Annotated in this window: 17 protein-coding genes and 2 tRNA genes; 11 read left to right on the top strand and 8 right to left on the bottom strand. The window is 30.5% G+C overall.

The window, feature by feature from the left end:
- Positions 1–6: 6 nt before the first annotated feature.
- The gene (locus AC061E_RS07310) at positions 7–945 is read left to right on the top strand and encodes a diacylglycerol/lipid kinase family protein (RefSeq protein WP_478285647.1); all 939 of its coding nucleotides are present in this window, start codon (positions 7–9) and stop codon (positions 943–945) included.
- Here the strand turns inward: AC061E_RS07310 and AC061E_RS07305 are convergent.
- Positions 938–2,086, bottom strand: coding sequence for an 8-amino-7-oxononanoate synthase (locus tag AC061E_RS07305; RefSeq protein WP_478285646.1), 1,149 nt, complete (start codon positions 2,084–2,086; stop codon positions 938–940). The two genes, AC061E_RS07310 and AC061E_RS07305, sit on opposite strands and share 8 nt — an antisense overlap.
- A gap of 242 nt (positions 2,087–2,328) precedes the next feature.
- Here AC061E_RS07305 and AC061E_RS07300 point away from each other — a divergent pair, with 242 nt between their 5' ends.
- Positions 2,329–2,607 (top strand): 4a-hydroxytetrahydrobiopterin dehydratase, encoded by a 279-nt coding sequence (locus AC061E_RS07300; protein ID WP_478285645.1) that lies wholly within the window; start codon positions 2,329–2,331, stop codon positions 2,605–2,607.
- Positions 2,608–2,857: 250 nt separating this feature from the next.
- Positions 2,858–3,712, top strand: coding sequence for a leucine-rich repeat domain-containing protein (locus AC061E_RS07295; RefSeq protein ID WP_478285644.1), 855 nt, complete (start codon positions 2,858–2,860; stop codon positions 3,710–3,712).
- A gap of 764 nt (positions 3,713–4,476) precedes the next feature.
- Here the strand turns inward: AC061E_RS07295 and AC061E_RS07290 are convergent.
- The 7 genes from AC061E_RS07290 to AC061E_RS07260 all read right to left on the bottom strand — a co-directional run bounded on the left by AC061E_RS07290 (position 4,477) and on the right by AC061E_RS07260 (position 11,276).
- Positions 4,477–5,046 (bottom strand): hypothetical protein, encoded by a 570-nt coding sequence (locus tag AC061E_RS07290; protein ID WP_478285643.1) that lies wholly within the window; start codon positions 5,044–5,046, stop codon positions 4,477–4,479.
- The gene (locus AC061E_RS07285; RefSeq protein ID WP_478285642.1) at positions 5,033–5,527 is read right to left on the bottom strand and encodes an RNA polymerase sigma factor; all 495 of its coding nucleotides are present in this window, start codon (positions 5,525–5,527) and stop codon (positions 5,033–5,035) included. Before AC061E_RS07285 ends, AC061E_RS07290 begins: the two co-directional genes overlap by 14 nt.
- Before the next feature lies 1 nt (position 5,528).
- Positions 5,529–6,365 carry an alpha/beta fold hydrolase gene (locus AC061E_RS07280; RefSeq protein WP_478285641.1) on the bottom strand — a complete coding sequence of 279 codons (837 nt, stop codon included), beginning with the start codon at positions 6,363–6,365 and terminating at the stop codon, positions 5,529–5,531.
- Positions 6,366–6,705: 340 nt separating this feature from the next.
- Positions 6,706–9,993: an NACHT domain-containing protein gene (locus AC061E_RS07275; RefSeq protein WP_478285640.1), complete on the bottom strand. Its 3,288-nt coding sequence runs from the start codon at positions 9,991–9,993 to the stop codon at positions 6,706–6,708.
- Entirely contained in the window at positions 9,981–10,880 is a 900-nt protein-coding gene (locus AC061E_RS07270) for a hypothetical protein (RefSeq protein ID WP_478285639.1), read from the bottom strand. Before AC061E_RS07270 ends, AC061E_RS07275 begins: the two co-directional genes overlap by 13 nt.
- A 217-nt stretch (positions 10,881–11,097) precedes the next feature.
- A tRNA-Met gene (locus AC061E_RS07265) sits at positions 11,098–11,170 on the bottom strand.
- A 33-nt stretch (positions 11,171–11,203) separates the two neighbouring features.
- Positions 11,204–11,276: transfer RNA gene (locus AC061E_RS07260), tRNA-Met, on the bottom strand.
- Positions 11,277–11,478: 202 nt separating this feature from the next.
- Between AC061E_RS07260 and era the strand changes: the two genes are divergently transcribed.
- The 8 genes from era to der all read left to right on the top strand — a co-directional run bounded on the left by era (position 11,479) and on the right by der (position 18,054).
- On the top strand, positions 11,479–12,360 hold the full coding sequence (gene era, locus AC061E_RS07255; RefSeq protein ID WP_144889172.1) for a GTPase Era: 882 nt from the start codon (positions 11,479–11,481) through the stop codon (positions 12,358–12,360).
- 124 nt (positions 12,361–12,484) lie between these two features.
- A complete protein-coding gene (locus AC061E_RS07250) occupies positions 12,485–13,054 on the top strand; it encodes a hypothetical protein (RefSeq protein WP_478285638.1) in 570 nt (189 codons plus the stop codon).
- Between the two features lie 385 nt (positions 13,055–13,439).
- Positions 13,440–13,952: a hypothetical protein gene (locus tag AC061E_RS07245; RefSeq protein WP_478285637.1), complete on the top strand. Its 513-nt coding sequence runs from the start codon at positions 13,440–13,442 to the stop codon at positions 13,950–13,952.
- Between the two features lie 161 nt (positions 13,953–14,113).
- The gene (locus tag AC061E_RS07240; RefSeq protein ID WP_478285636.1) at positions 14,114–14,623 is read left to right on the top strand and encodes a hypothetical protein; all 510 of its coding nucleotides are present in this window, start codon (positions 14,114–14,116) and stop codon (positions 14,621–14,623) included.
- Positions 14,624–14,864: 241 nt separating this feature from the next.
- Complete coding sequence (locus AC061E_RS07235) at positions 14,865–15,413, top strand: hypothetical protein (protein WP_478285635.1); 549 nt, start codon at positions 14,865–14,867, stop codon at positions 15,411–15,413.
- A gap of 398 nt (positions 15,414–15,811) precedes the next feature.
- A complete protein-coding gene (locus AC061E_RS07230) occupies positions 15,812–16,360 on the top strand; it encodes a DUF2975 domain-containing protein (RefSeq protein WP_478285634.1) in 549 nt (182 codons plus the stop codon).
- A gap of 3 nt (positions 16,361–16,363) precedes the next feature.
- On the top strand, positions 16,364–16,573 hold the full coding sequence (locus AC061E_RS07225) for a helix-turn-helix domain-containing protein (RefSeq protein ID WP_086453359.1): 210 nt from the start codon (positions 16,364–16,366) through the stop codon (positions 16,571–16,573).
- A gap of 170 nt (positions 16,574–16,743) precedes the next feature.
- Positions 16,744–18,054, top strand: coding sequence for a ribosome biogenesis GTPase Der (gene der / locus AC061E_RS07220; protein ID WP_144889166.1), 1,311 nt, complete (start codon positions 16,744–16,746; stop codon positions 18,052–18,054).

Genomic DNA, 18,054 nt, shown 5'->3' with positions numbered 1-18,054 from the left:
GTAATTTTGAAAAAAGTTAAAGTAGAGGTTTTAATCGAAAAAAAGAAAAGAAATTTGAAAAAGAATATCTTATTTGTTGTAAATCCTATTTCTGGAGATATCGATAAATCAGCCTTGATAGAATCTGTATCTCAATTTGCTGCAAAAGAAAATTTGAATATCAGAGTTTTTACTACTACTGGTGAAAACGATATTCAAAATATAAAAGACTTATATACTGACTATAAGCCTGAAAGAATTATCGTTGCAGGTGGTGATGGTACCATTAAAATGGTTGCCGAAGCCATGGAAAAAGAGGACGTAATATTAGGCATTTTGCCAGCAGGCTCTGCCAATGGTTTGGCTGTTGATCTCAATTTACCCACAACTGTAGAGGAGAATCTATCAATTGCATTTTTGAATGATTACTTAGCTATTGATATGATTTCAATCAACGGAAAAAAAAGTATTCATTTAAGTGATATTGGTCTTAATGCAGCATTGGTAAAAAATTATGAAAGCAGTAGTGTAAGAGGAATGTGGGGTTATGCTTTGCAAACCGTGTCTACATTAATGGAGCTTGATGATCCTTTTATTGCAACTATCACTGGAGATTTTCCAGCTATTGTAACTGAAGCTAGAATGGTGGTTATAGCTAATTCTCAAAAATATGGTACTGGTGTTACTATAAATCCCCATGGAGTAATGAACGATGGGAAATTTGAATTGGTAGTGTTGAAAAATATGGATTTACTCTTGTTGGGTAAAATAATAACGGGAAATATGCCTTTTAATGATGAGGATGTTGCTATTATATCAACAAATAAAGCTCAAATTTCACTCAATGTACCTGCAGATTTTCAAATAGATGGTGAGTACTGTGGTAAAGAAACCAAATTAAATATTGAAATACTTAAAGGACAAATGAAAGTGGCTATTCCTTATATAGATCTCTCAATTATTTAAATGGATTGCGCTCTTGCCAAATGGTTTCGGGTTCTAAGTATCTGAATACTTTTGGTAATAAAAAATTAAATATAGAAGATTCATGGCGCATCAAACCAAATACTTTTTCCGGTTTAGCACCTACTGAACTTTTTATTTCTAATGCTGTTCTGGCAAATACAATTGATTTAAATTTTTTATTTATGGAATAGGCTATCATATCATAAAGCATATTCAAATAAAGCATTTTTTCTCGTTGAATGGTTTCATCATATCCTAAAAAATAAGTATCCATAATAGATCCGTTTTTTATTAATGTGTTGAAACCAATGAGTTTTCCGTTCAAGAAATATCCATAAAAAAGAAATTTATCCTTAAACTGCTCTTTAAAAACACTAAAATGATTTTTGGGTAGAAAAAAAGTATTAAAAGGAGCATTTTTAGCCACATAAAGATACAATTCGTAGATAGTGTCTTCAAGGGCTAGGATTTCCTCTAGAGGTAATTTTCTTTTTTCAATTCCAGTTGCCCTTTTACGACCTCTTTTATATTGATCTCTGTATTTTTTCGATAATGAACTAATATAGTCCTCTTCATGATGCCAATTATCATCAATTGTAAAAATCATATTGGGCTGTGTAGAAAACTTGAAATCATTTCTAAAAGTGGGGATTCTAAACAGTTCGAATTCTTTGGAATTATAATCCTTAAAAGACGTAATATGTATTTTTATACCTTTTTGTGCAAATTTATTTTTTAATTCTTGAACCGATTCATGTAACGTTTGAATTGCCTTTATAGGATTAGCATTTGAACTTAACGCAAATGAATTTTGGCCTGTGAGCATATTGTTGCCAACAATCAATACATGCGAAGCTATTTTTTTAAAAACAAAATTCCGTATCCTATTCTTGATGCTGTTATCACGTTCCCCAAAGCTATCTAGTGCATTTAAATCAATAAATTGAGAAATAGCAATCCCAATTAAGTGATCTTGGTTGAAGATACCAATGAAATGGCATTGCATATTTTTAGGACATGCATTTTCAAGTACTTGAAGGTATTTTTTGGATAAAAAAACAGTTGCGTTAGCAAGGGTGTCCCAATTTGCAGGTAAAGATGTGGTATTGTCGAAAATTTTGAACGAATATGATGAATCCAAATTGAGTACTACTATTTATACAAAATTAGGCATTAAAGTTTAATGATGCACATAAATGTATGTAAGTATTATTCTAAAAGCAGCGGTATGTTTAAAACTAAATTTCGAAACAGGAATTCATAATTAATTTGTTTCGTTTTAAATGAAATACATAAAACATGTTTTAACGATAATCCTTTATTGGTTTAGAATAGTTGTACCTTTATCAATATACATTTAGATATTTAAATCAAAAAGCAATTATGAAAACATATACGGAAACCACGATTCAAAAAGAACTAGTTGCATTGCATGATTGGAACTTTATTGAAAATACATTAGAAAGAAAATATGTTTTTAAAAATTTTACTCAAGCTATGGGTTTTGTAGTTCAAGTAGGTATTATGTCTGAATCTGTAAATCATCATCCTGACTGGTCAAATTCCTATAATAAAGTACATATTAAACTGAGTACGCATGATGCAGGCGGAGTAACAATCAAAGATATTCAACTTGCCACGGCCATAAATACAATTTTGTAATTATTCAAAAGGTAATTTTTTATTTTGTTGAATACTAGGATTTTATATTTTAGTAATGATCTTGAATCAAGTTTTCTTGATTTGATTTTTCGATTGAGCAGTTATAAATTACAACATCCAAGTCAAAAGTGCGAAAAAAGTAAGAATTTATATTCTTAATAATACAAAAACATGTATTTCGTCGATTTTATTTGATTTTAAGCTGTAAAAAAACTAATTTTATGTTAATAAGTAATATAATTTTTAGGACATGAAAAAAGCTTTACTATTATTTTTGATTCTGTTGAGCAGTAATGTAATTTTTGCTGCAATTTCTCTTAAAGAAAAAGAGGCTTTGGTAAAATTTTATCATGCTACAGGAGGCTCACAATGGAAAGTGAAGTGGGACCTAAACGCTTCAGAGTCGTCTTGGTATGGTGTAAAAATTCAAGATAATAAAGTAATTGCTTTAGACTTATCAGATAATAATTTAACGGGAAAGATTCCTAGTGAAATTTCGAATTTAGTAAATTTACAGCTTCTAAATTTACACAAAAATCAACTTACTGGCGATATACCTCAATCATTGGGAAAATTGAAATTATTACGAATTTTGAATCTTTCTTTCAATCAATTATTTGGACCAATACCAACTTCTTTATGTCAATTAGAAAGTTTGAATGCTCTAGAATTATACATGAATAACTTATCTGGAAATCTTCCTGTACGATTAGGGCAATTACAAGGACTAGAAACTTTATCGTTATTTAATAATGAACTTACAGGTGAAATTCCTTCATCATTATACGAGTTAAAAGCTTTAAAAACCTTAATGCTCAACAGTAATAATTTAGTAGGAAGCTTGAGTAAAGAGATTGAAAATATGGTTTTTTTAGAAAACTTAAGTTTATTTGATAATAATATGAATGGTCATGTTCCTATGGAATTAAGAAAATTACACAATTTAAAAGAAATGAATTTATCGTATAATAAATTTAATGGGTTTGTATCCAAAGATTTAGCAGTTCTTGATATCATGAATATGACAATGTTAAATGAAAAAGGTTTGGCCGTGGCTCTAACTGTAGTTTCCGACAGGAATTCTGCAATCGTTTCAGAAGATTAAATTTTAAATTAGAAGTTAGTTGGTTTTAAATTAAATTAAATAAAGTAGTTGAATTAAACCTGTAATTAATTGCAGGTTTTTTTATGGTGTAGTTTTAAAATACACGCCATTAGTTTCTTTGTTGATTTTAAATTTATTTTGGCATGTAATTGATAAAAGTCTTTATAAAGAGGGAGATTTTTAGAAGCTTTTATATAATAGTTCTTGATCTCTAGTTTTTAAAGTAGTCTGAAACAATAAACACCAGCTTTTTCAAGTGGTGTTTTATTAGTCGTCCCCGCTGTCTCAGAAAAGTGGCTTATCAAAAACTATGAGATTGTCTCCGACTTCGCACCCTCAATCTGAATCAAGCATTATTAAATCTAAGATAACCACAGATTCGCAGATTGAATAATACCATAATCTACGAATCTGTGGTGCAACACAAAATAAAATGGCGCGAAGTAAGAGACATTCGCAAAGCAAAATGAGGTTTTTAAGAATGGTTTGTTTTGAAATACTTTGGGCAGCTGTGGTCATGAGACACTTTTGTTAATTTCTTTTTAAGTTTTTTATACAGCTTAGAAAGCAAGGAAATAAAAGCGTTTAGATTATATTTTGAAAGGGTCAGAATTCTTATTGAGATGATATAATCTTTTACCTAATCCCAATTTTTTGCATTGAACTCAGAATAATAGAATTTAGAAAAAGTTGAAAAAAAAGCTCCAGATTTCTCTGAAGCTTTTCTAGTAATGGTAAACGGTACAATAGCTACCAATTGTTTTTTACGAAATGTTTTTCAAGAAGTGCAAAAGCTTTATTTCCTTTTGGATGAATCGTATCATAAAAAATGCAAATAGAAATAAAAAAATATATCCGCTTAATAGAATGTAAAGATAAAAGCCTCTTGAGAAAATGGTTTTAAAAACTGGTAAAAGCAATGTAAATCCAGCAGTATACGTGAGGTAAATAATAGGAGTAAGGATGTAATGTATTTTTTTTCTCCAAGTATAAAACTGATGAGCTAGTTTGCTGTATTCTATTAATGAGAGATCAGTATTTAAATTGGCTAGCTTTTTCACACTGATCCATTCTAAGGCTACACGGCTCACAAGCATGGCAATCATAATGCACAAGCCAATACTAAACTGTATGTTTCTATAAGCGCCAGCCCAAATATAATAAGAGATTAATATTATAGAAGTCAAGCATAAAATTATTCTAGTCCACAAATGACTGCGTTTAATTTTTTTAGTATGGGACTCCGCTTTTTTTATAATTTCGGTGGAAGTTGGTTGTGATTCAGATGCTGTCTGCTGATCCCAGATATTTTGTAATTCTTCAAATGTTTTCATTTTGTACACATTGAGTTAAACTTTTTTTGATTCTATGAATTCTAACACGAAGGGTTTCTTCGGTTATCCCGATTACTTCGGATATTTCCTGATATTCTAAACCGTCTAAAGTCATCAGGATGATCATCTTGTTCGTTTCTTCCAATTTTTGTATGCATTGATACATTTGTCTAAGCTGCTCATCTTTTTCGCTCGAATAGGTTTCTGCAACAACCTGAGGCAGAATATCGGTTCTGATTTCTTTCTTTGTAGATGATTTTCTTAAATAGAGAAGGCAAGTGTTTACTGCAATTCTGTAAATCCAAGTGCTGATACTGGATTCATTTCTAAAAGTGTCTAACTTCTCCCAGACTTTGATGAAGATTTCCTGAGTGGCATCAGAGGCTAATGCGCTATCGCCACAAAAATATCCTTTGCACAATCGAAACACTTTATTGTAATGCTTGTAATAAATCTCGTCGAATAGTTCTTTTTTAGCCACCTTATTTTAATTCAAGTTTTACTTTATCCATAAACCATTCCGGTTGATCGTACATAACAAAATGAGCGGAGTTTGCTGCATACTGAATTTTAACAGAAGGCAGGTTTTCATACTGGGCTTTATAGGTGTTTTGTACTGTAGTAAGATCTGGATTTGAAGCAGCTAAAATTACAACAGGAATTTTAATTTTAGAAATTTCTTTTCGCAGGTCTAAATTTAGCATGTCAATATAACCGTGAACGTAAGTTTTTCGATCCACTAGACGCATCCATTTATTGATAGTTTTTTGTTTTTCTTTGTTCATGCACATAAAAGAAGTTGACTGCGAATTCATTCCATCAAAAGCTTTTTGGTCCATATTAAGCATCATTTTACTTTGCGGATTGTCATACGGTATAATTTCTCCTTTGTAGTTAGGAATCATTAATGCGGCAGTTGCAGGCAAAGCATCAACAATAATTAATTTTTTGAACAAATTGGTTTCCTGAGAGGCTAACCACAAACTTAAAGTTCCTCCTAAACTATGACCAATTAATGTAGCATTCTTAATTTTTTTTGTTTTTACATAAGATATGACCTGATCTTTGATGGTAGCCAACCAAGGAGTTTCAATTGGTGGGACATTCCCAAATCCCGCAAAAGTAAAAATATGACATTCGTTAGTTTTAGAAAGTTCGGTCACTGTTTCATTCCAAACTTCTCCGGTGCAGCCAAAACCAGGAAACAACATTACAGGAGTTCCTTTTCCTTTTACCTCTACTTTGAAGGCGGTTTGAGCAAAAACAGATTTTGAGATCAAAAAGATAAATGCAATAATTAAAATAGATTTCGTTTTCATAAGATGTGTTTTTTTAAAGTTTATCTTTTGATACAGTACTAGATTAATTGTTACCTCAAAAAAGCATTTTTTTTTAAATTTTTTTTTAGAGAATCAAATTTTGGGTTTAAAGTGTAGTAAATCAGCGTGATTGCAGGTTTTTAAAAAGCAAAAACACCAGCTTTTTCAAGTGGTGTTTTCGTAATAGTTCCCGCTCACTCAGAAAAGTGTGATATCAAAAGCTGTGGAGAATATATCCAGCCTCGCACTCGTAATCTGATTAAGCTTTATTGAATCTAAGGTATACTAGAAAAGCTGCAGATTTCTCTGAAGCTTTTCTAGTAGCGGAAAAATGATAATTTTATTTTATTATTTCTTCAACTTTTAATAGTGCCTCATTAAAGTTAAGAGCTTTAGATTGGGAATTTATGTAACTTTTTTTAGAATTATCTATTAACTGATTAACATAGTATAATTCATTATCATTATTTAATTTTTCAAATCTGTTTTTAATGCTTTGCAACTCAGTTTGTGTTGAATTGTAGCTTTCTTTTTTCTTTGATAAATTTGATACATAGGTTGTCATAAAATCACCTAATCCGCTAAATCCTATTGCATCTCTATCTCCTGCATAAATTTTGTTGAACAATTTATTTAAGAAACTATAGTCTTCAATGATATCATAATTAGTGTAGGAACTCTGATTTAATGAAGGTGATTTATATAAATCTAAAAATGAGAAAACATATTTTAGAGCTTGTGATGAATTTAATTCAAATAAAATGGCTAATGCGCTTGAATAGTAATAATTTTTTTCATCATCTATTTCTAAATTCAGATACTGTACGGCTTTTTCCTCACAGAAATTTTTCTCAATTTTTGAATTCATTAGAAGTTTGAGCGAAGTCCAGCAATTATGGCTTTTAATTTCAATACAAAGTTCTTTTAATAGTGCAATATCATTGGTCAAGCTAATATATTGCTCAAGCTTTTTGTCAATATTCCCTCCATATTCTTCCATCAGAAAGTATTCTCTAATTTTTGGAAATGTTTTAGTTAGATTATTATCTAATGCATATTGTATGTGTTTATGCAATATGAAAGAAAACAACTTTTTGTTATTAAGATTCTCTATAATTCTTTTATTAAAAAGTTCTTCGTTATTAATTTTAATCTTCAATGATTCTAAATTATTATCTTCTTGATTAGATTTATCAACATCAAAAAACTCAATGCAATTTAGAAGAAATTCCTGTGATAAATCAAAATTAAATTTAGTTAAAAAAAATAATATCGTTTTTAGCTTGACATAGTCCTCTAGTAAATTGAAATTATTTATAGAAATATACCCCATTATTTTATCAAACCGAATTTCATTAGACGCTTTTCTGTACCAGCTATATATAAAAGCTTCTTGCTCTTTGCTTATTGTGAAATTGTTGTTTGAATTGTTTAAAGCTTGAATTTGTAATTTGATTTCATTAATAATTATTAGTTCATCTTCTAAAATATGTTCAATATCTTTAAATTCTAAATCAACTCTTTTTTTATGAACAATCTTTCTTAATAAGACATTTGAACAATCTATTTTATTACTAAACCCATTTTTTCTATACCATTCCTTGTCAATGTCCTTGATTTTATTTGAATTAATTGGTGTTCCATATTCTAGAAAAATAGTTTCAATTTTGGAAAGTAATTTTGGTTTATCAAATAATATATCAAAATTCTCTTGAGGATTTTTCTTGAATTTTGTTTTCAGCATTTCAAATTCTTTAGGATATAAAAAGGGTTCAACGAATTCAAAGCCTTTTTCTATCATAGAATTATTAAATTGTTCTGCTAGTTTTCGATTGCCGTGATTTGCTATAACATTTCTGTAAAAATCCAAATTCGCGCTTTCAATTGAGCCATTTACAAAATTATCAATCACAAGATCTATTGTTTGTTCATCTGTAATAGATGCTAAAAAGTACCCCAAATTATTGTACGTATATTTTGAAATTAAACATTCAAATGCTTTTATTTTACTTGATTTTCTACTTTTTAAAATCAATTTTTTTAATACATCCTCTTTAAGATAATATTTTGTTTCTTCATCAAAAGAAGAAAGTAGCATAACTAAAAAGGTTTCATCTAAATTTTCAAAATAAAGACATCTTTGAATAATTTCCTCTGTAAATCGATCATCACTATAATTATTTTGTGTTTCATCAAAATAATATTTGGCTAAATCAATAAAGTTAGCTGGTTCGTTTAGTTTAATAATTATTTTTTCTAATTTCAAACTTGTTCCACGCATTACTTCGTCTTTAACTGCTCTTTCTACAATTCTTCGATCTCTCAAAAATTCAGGTTTGATGTACCAAAAGAAATCATCAATGTTTTCGTAATCTTCGATTAATGAAAGTAAGGCTATATTAATCTCTTTACTAGTTTCGTTTTTAAATAATTCAAATATTTTATTCAAATACTCATTGTCTTCGCAAAGCTTTTGGTCACAAATGCAGTCTAAAATATGAGATTTTACCATTTCAGAATTTTGGGAATTCTGTAATAAAATGAAAAAATCATCTTTAAGTTTTTCTTTTTTAATTGCAGGAATTGTAAAATGACTTAATAAATCTAGTGCTGATATAATTACCCTAAAATGAGGTTTAATTTCGTTGATAAAATAAACTAAGTAATCAAAATTAGTTTCACAATTTCCAAATTCTGCAATTTCCTTAACTGAAAAAGTTCTATTACTGCTAATCCAAAATTTCTTTTCAATACATTCTGATTGAAAGTAATGTTGAAAAACACGAACTCTAAAACTTTCCATTCTATTAGAGTCCGCTTTAAATAATAATTCAGATTCATTGTCAATCAACCATTGTACGAGTTCATCATATTTATTAGAATCAATAATATTTATCAGAAATGTGATCGTATTGAATAATGAAGGATGAGTTTTGTTTATTCCTTTCTCAATAACTATAAATTCTTTTATTGTCGAAAATGATAAATTACTTAATGCTAATGCCGCAAAATATTCTTGAATATTTCTATGCTCAAAAAAATATTCCTCCTCATTAACTAATTTATTAATTAATGGATTTTTTTTAAAATCTTCAAATTCTTTTGTGTCTTCATTAATTGATGTGTAAAGATTATCCTCATCAATAATGTTACTTTTCATCAACTCATTGATTAATGAAATTTTCTTCGACCATTTTTTTAACGCAGGTACGTTTAAACTTATTTTCTTTAATTTTTCATCTTTATCGTGAGAAAATCTATTGTTAATATAGGTTTCCCACAAAATAGTAGTATTTTTAGGAATTTCTTTTTTATCATTAATGAAATTAGCCAAAATCTCTAACTGGAAAGGGGTTTTTAAAAAATTATTTAATCTTGTATGAAAATCTAAAGTGTCAACAATATCTCCACATTTGGTTTTTAATAAATCAAGACTTTCATAATAATTTAAATCCTTCAAATAATAGACTTTAAAATTTGAGATGCCTTTTACGATACTTTCATATACATTGGTTCTGCAGCTTATTATGTATTTATATTTTTTCTGATTATCAATGTTTTGATTTATAAAGTTTTCTAGTTTTGATTTGAAATATTCAATATCTGAAATTTCATCTATGCCATCCAAAATAAAAAAACTTTATTAAGTTCTTTCCATCCTGTAGGTAAATAGTCCGTAATTGAATCCGTATTTGTGAAGTTTTTTAAACTTTTAAATATTGGAACAAAGTTTTCTGTTTCGTCGGTTATCCAATTTTGAAGTGCAAATTTTTTAAGTTCAGTAGATTTACCAATACCTGGGTTTCCGATAATAAATATTTTATCTTCTTTTTCTAGTATTTTTGAAAGCGTTAAATTCTCTTTTTTTTCATTCCTTAAAAATGAATTTTTATTATTTACTTCTTCAGAAAAATATCTTTCAATATGATTTTCTTCTAAATTTATATCACCAATAAATTTAATTTTATCGAAATCTTTTATTATAATTTTTTTGAATGGTTTTCTTGAAAAAATAATATTCTTAAATCTATTTATTTCTTTTTCTTCATTAATTTCAAAATCAACTTCTTTTTGATAAATTAATTTAAAGAACTGATTATTTATGGCAAATAATTCTTTTACACCATTTGTAATGTCTAATGCATAATAACTAAACTTAAATTTGTCACTTAAAATAGGAGATAGTTTTTCGGAATTATCCTCATTGCTAAAGCTCGATCTTGGATTTATTGCTATAAATAAATCATTCTCATCAAGAGTATAATTGGATTCTAAATTCAGACCTTTTTTTAAAATATTACCAATCGATATATCAGATTCATAATTTTTACATTCAATAAAAATTTTATTCTCTACATAATCTTTTGAAATGATAATTAAAATATCAAATCCATTCTGTGAGCCAGCTTTTTGAACTCTTGCTTTTGTTATTGTAAAGCCAATATTTTCTAATAACCAAACAAAAAAATCTTTAGTTATTATTTCAAAGCTGCTTCCTAATTCTTGACTTGTCATCTTTAACATATTTACTCAAATATATTAAAATTCCTTAGCTATTATGTAAGTTATTGTGGGTTTTTGATGGCGAAAAAGAAATGATTTTTCTAAGAAGAGTAAATAAAAGTCTTTTTAATTTTGCTAATCCACAGATTTTAGGATTGGTCCCAAATTCATCCATGATGCAAAGTTTTTAAAAACAAAAAAAGCTTCAGATTTCTCTGAAGCTTTCTAGTAGCGGGAACAGGACTCGAACCTGTGACCTTCGGGTTATGAGCCCGACGAGCTGCCTACTGCTCTATCCCGCGATGTGCGTTTGTACTTTCAATAAGGCTACTTAGTAGCGGGAACAGGACTCGAACCTGTGACCTTCGGGTTATGAGCCCGACGAGCTGCCTACTGCTCTATCCCGCGATATATTTTTAATCAATGTTTCAGAAGCTGTGTCCGCCGTGGCGGATATGAAACCCTACGAAAGCATTACTGCTCTATTCCGCGTTGTTTCGGGTGCAAAGATACAATCAATTTCTGCATTTCACAACATTATTTTAAAAAAATGTTTTATTTCGTCTATTCACTTGATATGACTACCTTTGTGACATAAATTTTACTACAAATGTCACATAAAGCAGGTTTTGTAAACATCATAGGGAATCCAAATGTTGGTAAATCAACATTAATGAATGCCTTTGTTGGAGAGCGATTATCAATTATTACATCAAAAGCACAAACAACTCGTCATAGAATTCTAGGTATTGTAAACGGTGAGGATTTTCAAATGATCTTATCGGATACGCCAGGAATCATTAAGCCAGCGTACGAAATGCAGGAATCGATGATGAACTTCGTAAAATCAGCTTTTGAAGATGCTGATGTCTTGATTTACATGGTCGAAATAGGGGAGCAGGAACTTAAAGACGAAGCGTTTTTTAATAAAATCATCCACTCGAAAATTCCGGTTTTGCTATTGCTTAATAAAATTGACAATTCGAACCAAGAACAATTAGAGCAACAAGTAGCTTTTTGGACAGAGAAAGTTCCGAATGCTGAAATATATCCAATATCAGCCTTGCAAAATTTTAATGTTCCTGAAGTTTTTCAAAGAATTATTACACTTTTGCCGGAGTCGCCAGCGTATTATCCAAAAGATCAGTTGACGGATAAGCCAGAACGTTTTTTTGTGAATGAAACCATTCGTGAAAAAATCTTGTTGAATTACAGCAAAGAGATTCCGTACGCAGTTGAAATTGTTACCGAAGAATTTTTTGAAGACGATAATATCATTCGCATTCGTTCTTTGATTATGGTGGAACGCGAAACTCAAAAAGGAATTGTGATTGGTCATAAAGGTGCCGCTTTAAAAAAGGTAGGAACTGAGGCGCGTGAAGATTTAGAGAAATTCTTTGGAAAACAAATTCACATTGAGCTTTACGTAAAAGTGAACAAAAACTGGAGAAGTAACGCGAATATGTTGAAGCGTTTTGGGTATAATCAATAGTGAATAGTTGGGAGTGAAAGGTGAGTGGTGAGAAGTGAAAAGTGAGAAGCGAAAATGTAATTAAACGGATTTTTTTAGTTTTCATTCGAATACAATGGTTCTAAATAATATTAAATAAAGACGGATGCATCCATTAAAGTTTTTCTTATTTATTTCGTTGTTTGCAATTTCTTGTAAAAAGAATGTTGAAATCGAAAATCAATATCCTAAATTGCCTCCAAAAGGAAAAAAAGTAAAAGTCCATTGGTTAACTAACAATACAAACACAATGGCAATAAATCCACTTTTATCTCACCAAAAAGGATTTGTTTGTGATTCAGTTATTGGAATTGATTATGTTGGTTTTGAAGGCGAGCATTTTTATTATCCAATAAATGAAAAAGGCGAATTTATAAATACAATTATCCAAAAGAAAAAACTCAATAAAAACCAATTTTTAAAACTTAATTCAATTCTTGGAAATAAAAGCACTTATATAAATCCCAAAATTGTTGGTTGCTATGAACCTAGACTGGGATTCATCTATTTTAAAGACAATAAAGTTATAGGTCAAACACAAATTTGTTTGAGTTGTGCTCAACTTCATTCAACTGCAGAAACCGTTGAGGGCGCACTTGGGGAATTGTTTAATGAAAAAGCAACAAAAGAATTGAATGAGTTAAGAAAAGAGCTTGGTTTTTTCGGAGAATATTAGTTAGTAGTACTTGTAAAAGCTATAGCAACGGATTTTGGTATTAGTCTTAATGGGGGTTTGGTTTTGTATTTGATAGATTCAGCAAATCCGAAAAATAAATCTCAATTTAGTCCTCAAGTTCGGCCAGTAGCAAAACATTAAAATCAGTAGGGAGAAGTGAAGTGACTGGTTTTTTTAGTTTTCATTCAATTACAAGAGATGTGTGTCATTCCCCCTAGACTCCCGTCCTGACCTATTAAGCTAACGGCGGAAAGTGGAAAAATGAAAGGGATTAATAAGAAAAAATATTTTTTTAAATATTGATTTACAGGGTATTAATAAAACTTTAGTTGGAATTCTCTAAAAATCGGGGGAATTAGAAAATTTAATGACAAAATTAACTATCATGAAAAAAAATACACTTATAATTATTCTTTTAATTTCAATAAATTCCTTTTCTCAAACATTCGCGGAATTTAAAAATGATAATCTTAAAGTTGAATTCCCAGAAGCTTGGGTTGTATTACCAAACGAAAAAATGCCTCAATTGGCATTAGTTGTATATCGGAAACCTGAAAATTCAGCTGATAGAGCTCAAGTCACGATAAACATTAATATTATAAATACGCCAAATTCAAGTTTAGATGTAACTTATACACGTTTAGTAGATTCAATAAGAGAAGCTGAAAATTTTAAATCCCTTAAAAATGGTAATACTGATATTTCAGGTCAACCTTTTAAATGGTTAATTGAATCCCATTCTAACCACAAAGATAAAAGTCAACAAATGCATAATTATGTATTTGTTACTTATAAAAAGGGCAAGACTTATATTCTTACAATGGCTGTTTTTTCCGAAGTATTTGAAACTTACAAATCAATTTTTGATAAGATTTCAAAAAGTTTTATTATAAACTAATTGGAACTATTGCCAACAGCTACAATGAATTTGGGCAATAGGCTTAATTGAAAGTTTTTTTGTATTTAGTAGATTCAATAAATCCAAAACAGGTTTAATTTGGTTCTAAACTGTGTTTAGTGTAGGAAAATTATATGATACCCTTAAGAGAATTGTAGTAAATGAACAATATTGACCCAAAAATAAAAAAGTTATATACTTGGATTCTAATGTACATGACTATACTTGTTTTATTTTTAATTTATTACTTTATTTTTAAGCCAATTCCAACAACCGAAAATCAACTTTTAGAATTAAACGTAAAAATCGTTGGAAGTGAAAAGCCTGCAGGTGGTCGAGATTCTAATCGTTTCTTACTTCATACATCTAAATATAAATGCCTATTTGCCGTTGAGAAATCGATAAAGAGAGAGTTAACGGATCATGTCATAAATCAAAAACCTGATGCAATTCTAAAAATTAAATTAGAAGATAAATTTAACTTGAATGCATCTCGAAAAGTTATAAATTTATATTATTTAAAAACAGATAATTGGGGATTAATTTTCGATGAAAATGAAACTAACCAAAATATAGATAACGAATTTTTTCAAAATATTTTCGGCAGTTTAGGATTCGTGACGATAATCTTTTTACTTGGGTTATTTAGATATAAAAAAGGCATCACATAACAGTCACAACAGATTTGGGAATTTCGTTTAATTGGAATTTAACTTTGTATTTGGGAGATTCAGCAAATCTGAAAAATAAATCTCAATTTAGTCCTCAAGTTCGGCTAGTAGCAAAACATTAAAATCAGTAGTGAGAAGTGAATGGTGATTAGTGAATAGTGAAATGTGAATTGATTTTAGCTTTTTAGTATTCAGTCAAATACAATGTCTTAAAGGTATTTTCGAAAAGAATAGAACATTTATGAAACTTAAAATTCACTTGTTTACTGTACTAATTGGCCTTCTTTTTTTAGTAACTTATTTTCTTAGTGATTTTCTTTCGGGATATTTATCGATATTTTACTTGATACCTCCTGCTTTCTTTGGTTTTTGTTCAATTAGTTTTTTCGTGTTGGCAATCTTAAAGAAAAATAGATTAGGGATTTTCATTGGAGTTGTAATATTTGGAATATTTTTAAGCTCTGAATTACTGAATTCTGAAATTTTTAAGAGCAAAAGAATATTAGAAGCAACTCTAATTGATGACCAAAGTGCTATGCGTTTGACGCTTCGAGATGACAAAAAATTTGAAATGGAATCCTCAAATTTATTAAGTGAGAAAATTTATAAAGGAAACTATCAACTTATTGGTGACAAAATAATATTCAAGGACAAGCGTGATGATAACAATTTTATTCCTGATACAGTTTCAATTATAGGAGATAAAATAATAATTCGGTTTGATAAAAATGGTCAGCCAATTACAGACTTCGCAAGATACTTCGACATAAAAAGAAATGAAATAAAATAAATGAAGTTTATCAGCAACAATGAGCTCGAGCATTAGGCTAATGGTAATTTAGCTTAGCTGTAAAATAAATTGTAGTTTAAAAACTCAAGATTATTAAAGCAGAAAACATTGAAATCAGTACTAGAGTTAGTCTCCTGTACTGATTTTTTTTTAGCCCAGAACGAAAAGAAAACCCCGCAGCGAAAAAAGGATGCTGTTGCTGCTCGTATAGAGCGACCAAAGGAAGCTCCTGCACGGGCTTTGCAACAGCTCCTTGAGGCGCGAGGAGTTGTATTGTAGCGCTGGAAAAGCTCCTGATAAGTTTAAAAGCGATAAAAATATTTTGATAAATGATGTATATTTATTGTTTTTCAATAAATATTGATATATTTGTATTTTAATTTTAAATACTTTGTATCATGTCTAGAAAAACCAATTTTGTTTTTAAAGTAGTGCAAGTGGTATCTTGGATTATTTTTGTGGGGCTTTGCATCCAGGCGGGTGGCTTTATTTTTAATACTGTTTTTACGTTGCTGCTCAATCCTGCTGGGGCAAGTAAGTTTTGGACAGAAGTTGATTTGGCAGCTTTGTATCATTTCAACCAGTCGCATTATGTGACTTTGACTGTTTTAATGTGCATTGTTACGGTGTTGAAAGCGGTATTGTTTTACACTATTGTACTTGTTTTCCACAGTAAAAAAATTGATTTGGAACAGCCGTTTAATGATTCTCTGAAAAAATTTATAGATTTGGTGGCTATTATTTCTTTTGGAATTGGGTTGTTTTCATTGTGGGGAGCAGGCTTTACAAAGAATTTGATTGAAGACGGACTACAAATGCCTAACATTGCCGATTTGAGTTTTGGAGGTGGCGATGTGTGGTGGTTTACGAGTGTCATTTTATTGGTAATTGGGCAAATTATAAAAAAGGGAATCGAAATGCAGCAAGAAAACGAACTAACCATTTAAGTTATGGCAATAATTGTAAACCTAGATGTGATGATGGCCAAGCGCAAGATGTCATTGAACGAGCTCTCGGAGAAGGTAGATTTAACCTTGTCAAATTTATCCATCTTGAAAACAGGAAAGGCTAAGGCGGTTCGGTTTAGTACTTTGGAGGCTATTTGTAAAGCCTTAGATTGCCAGCCAGGCGATATTTTAGAATATTCGAAGAACGAATAAATACAAAGGCTAGTGGTGCCGTTGTGAGTTTTGTTTTGAAGATGAGGTGGTTAGGTTTTGCTATTGTTGCTAATATTCGAAAAAAATTGATAATCACGCTTTTAAACACTACCTTTGCCACCCGAAACGGAAAAATAAGGTTTCGGAAAAACGAATTTTCAAATTATATTATGAATAACATTGTTGCGATAGTAGGAAGACCTAATGTAGGGAAATCGACCCTTTTTAATAGGCTGATACAAAGAAGAGAAGCTATTGTAGATTCAGTATCTGGGGTGACCCGCGATAGAAACTATGGTAAAAGCGAGTGGAACGGAAAAGAATTTTCTGTAATTGATACAGGAGGATACATAAAAGGTTCTGATGACGTGTTTGAGGGCGAGATCCGCAAGCAAGTTGAACTGGCTATTGATGAGGCCGATGTCATCATTTTTGTGGTTGATGTTGAGGAAGGCATTACGCCTATGGATGATGTTGTGGCGCGCTTGTTGCGTAAAGTGACTAAGCCGGTTTTGCTAGCGGTAAACAAGGTTGACAACGCCATGCGTGAGAAAGATGCCCTAGAGTTTTACAACTTAGGTTTGGGTGAATACTATACTTTTGCGAGTATATCAGGTAGTGGAACAGGAGATTTATTAGATGCTTTAATTGATGCTTTCCCAGTAAAACCAGAACCTGTTCAAGAGGAAGTGGTATTGCCTCGTTTTGCAGTAGTTGGGCGACCAAATGCTGGTAAATCAAGTTTTATCAATGCCTTGATTGGTAAAGAACGTTTTATGGTTACAGACATTGCGGGTACTACGCGTGATGCTATTGATACGAAGTTTGACCGTTTTGGGTTTGAATTTAACTTGGTTGATACTGCGGGAATTCGTCGTAAGGCTAAGGTAAAAGAAGATTTAGAATTTTACTCGGTAATGCGTTCTGTGCGTGCTATTGAGCATGCTGATATTTGTATACTTGTTATTGATGCGACACGTGGATTTGAAGGACAAGACCAAAGTATTTTTTGGTTGGCCGAAAAAAACCGCAAAGGTGTTGTAATCTTGGTAAACAAATGGGATTTGGTTGAAAAAGATACCATGTCAACCCGCGATTACGAAGAGAAAATCAAGAAAGAATTAATGCCGTTTACGGATGTGCCTATTCTTTTTGTTTCGGCTTTGACCAAGCAGCGTTTGCTAAAAGCATTAGAAGCTACGGTAAAAGTGTACGAAAACAGACAGCAGCGTATTGCGACTTCTAAATTTAACGAATTCATGCTTAAGGTAATTGAGGCCTATCCGCCACCAGCTACCAAAGGGAAATATGTAAAAATTAAATATTGCATGCAGTTGCCTACACAAACGCCTCAGTTTGTATTTTTTGCCAACATGCCACAATATGTTAAGGAACCGTACAAACGTTATCTTGAAAATAAAATTAGAGAAAATTGGGATTTTTCAGGAGTACCAATCGATATTTATATTAGAGAGAAATAA

The sequence above is a fragment of the Flavobacterium sp. GNP011 genome (assembly GCF_056428925.1).
Note: the sequence above shows the minus strand (reverse complement) of the source record. Positions and strands in the feature narration are given on the sequence as shown.

What these genes read in the sequence shown, in the direction of transcription:
- AC061E_RS07300 (WP_478285645.1), top strand. Translation starts at nt 2,329, where the DNA reads ATGAAAACATATACGGAAACCACGATTCAAAAAGAACTAGTTGCATTG.
- AC061E_RS07295 (WP_478285644.1), top strand. Translation starts at nt 2,858, where the DNA reads ATGAAAAAAGCTTTACTATTATTTTTGATTCTGTTGAGCAGTAATGTA.
- AC061E_RS07290 (WP_478285643.1), bottom strand. Translation starts at nt 5,046, where the DNA reads ATGAAAACATTTGAAGAATTACAAAATATCTGGGATCAGCAGACAGCA.
- AC061E_RS07280 (WP_478285641.1), bottom strand. Translation starts at nt 6,365, where the DNA reads ATGAAAACGAAATCTATTTTAATTATTGCATTTATCTTTTTGATCTCA.
- AC061E_RS07270 (WP_478285639.1), bottom strand. Translation starts at nt 10,880, where the DNA reads ATGACAAGTCAAGAATTAGGAAGCAGCTTTGAAATAATAACTAAAGAT.
- era (WP_144889172.1), top strand. Translation starts at nt 11,479, where the DNA reads ATGTCACATAAAGCAGGTTTTGTAAACATCATAGGGAATCCAAATGTT.
- AC061E_RS07250 (WP_478285638.1), top strand. Translation starts at nt 12,485, where the DNA reads ATGCATCCATTAAAGTTTTTCTTATTTATTTCGTTGTTTGCAATTTCT.
- AC061E_RS07245 (WP_478285637.1), top strand. Translation starts at nt 13,440, where the DNA reads ATGAAAAAAAATACACTTATAATTATTCTTTTAATTTCAATAAATTCC.
- AC061E_RS07240 (WP_478285636.1), top strand. Translation starts at nt 14,114, where the DNA reads ATGAACAATATTGACCCAAAAATAAAAAAGTTATATACTTGGATTCTA.
- AC061E_RS07235 (WP_478285635.1), top strand. Translation starts at nt 14,865, where the DNA reads ATGAAACTTAAAATTCACTTGTTTACTGTACTAATTGGCCTTCTTTTT.
- AC061E_RS07230 (WP_478285634.1), top strand. Translation starts at nt 15,812, where the DNA reads ATGTCTAGAAAAACCAATTTTGTTTTTAAAGTAGTGCAAGTGGTATCT.
- AC061E_RS07225 (WP_086453359.1), top strand. Translation starts at nt 16,364, where the DNA reads ATGGCAATAATTGTAAACCTAGATGTGATGATGGCCAAGCGCAAGATG.
- der (WP_144889166.1), top strand. Translation starts at nt 16,744, where the DNA reads ATGAATAACATTGTTGCGATAGTAGGAAGACCTAATGTAGGGAAATCG.